The following is a 1,209-nucleotide window of genomic DNA, read 5'->3' as shown; positions in this document are numbered from 1 at the left end:
ATTACGAAATGTTGCTGCAGCAAAACAGTTTTTTGTTTGCCAACTTTTATTTATTCCGTTATTAGTTCTCTTTATCTTCAGTTTATGTGTTTGCACCGGGATTGTGCTTTACAGCATTACTCTCAACATACTTATTGGGGTTGGGGGATTTTTGATCGCAATGATGTTGGTTTTAGTCGGTTTACTTTATTGGCAAAAACGGCTGATTCGTTTTTTTGGCTTCAAAGAGACAGTCTCCCAATTAAAGGAGGGTATCGATGTCATCTCTAAAGCATCTAAATCATTCGATTAAGTTAACACGCATGCAGGGGAAAGACTCTGTTAGACAGTGCGAGTTAACACTTAATTTATTATTCCATTCTGTTAAAAAGCAGACTCGAAAACATCCTTTTGGGGTCACTGTTGGTGTCACCATAGCCACTTTTGTCTTTGCCAGGTTTAGGAAAAACATTAGATCTCTTTATCCTTTAGCTTCTTTAAGCTTTAATTATGCGAAACAATATCGCAATTCAAAATCTCAAGAATAAAAACCAATCAATAAATCATGATGATAGCCATTTTCTTGCCTATTATATGATCGAGTCAATACTTTGAACTGTTGTGAGTCTGAATAAGTGTCAGTGTGACCAATCGCAAATATTTCAAAGATGTTAATTATTTACTGATTAAAGTCGTGAGTCATCACATACAAATAATGCTGATTGTTTAATAATCAGCTTAATTATTTATCTCAACGACGTTTAATATATCAACATGACCACAAAAGATCTCATCGATGAAGAAGTCACTTATCCGTCGGATTATATGATCCTTTCAACAACCGATTTAGACAGTATTATTACTCATGTTAACGATGACTTCATGGCAGTCAGTGGTTATAAAGAAGATGAGCTAATTAATAAACCCCATAATATTGTACGCCACCCAGATATGCCTAAAGCTGCATTTAGTGACCTATGGGACACCATTAAGCAAGGGAAAAGCTGGATGGGATTGGTGAAAAATCGCTGCAAGAATGGTCAGTATTATTGGGTTAACGCTTATGTGACCCCGATTAAACGTAACGGTATTATTTGCGAGTACCAGTCGGTAAGAACTCAGCCAGAAGCAGAGCTCACTGAACGTGCTCAAGCATGTTACGATGCCATTAATGCTGGCAAAGCTGCTAAGCCTAAGTTTGGTGCAAGTATTATTACTAAACTTTTTTTG

Annotated in this window: 2 protein-coding genes; both read left to right on the top strand. The window is 36.6% G+C overall.

Annotated features, from left to right (window positions below):
- Positions 1–292: hypothetical protein (locus CXF78_RS21595; protein WP_219622044.1), on the top strand; the 292-nt coding region annotated here is incomplete at its 5' end.
- A gap of 461 nt (positions 293–753) precedes the next feature.
- Positions 754–1,209: PAS domain-containing protein (locus CXF78_RS01070; RefSeq protein WP_145991297.1), on the top strand; the 456-nt coding region annotated here is incomplete at its 3' end.

The organism is Shewanella sp. 11B5, from assembly GCF_002836795.1.
GTDB classification, from domain to species: Bacteria; Pseudomonadota; Gammaproteobacteria; order Enterobacterales; family Shewanellaceae; genus Shewanella; species Shewanella frigidimarina.
Note: the sequence above shows the minus strand (reverse complement) of the source record. Positions and strands in the feature narration are given on the sequence as shown.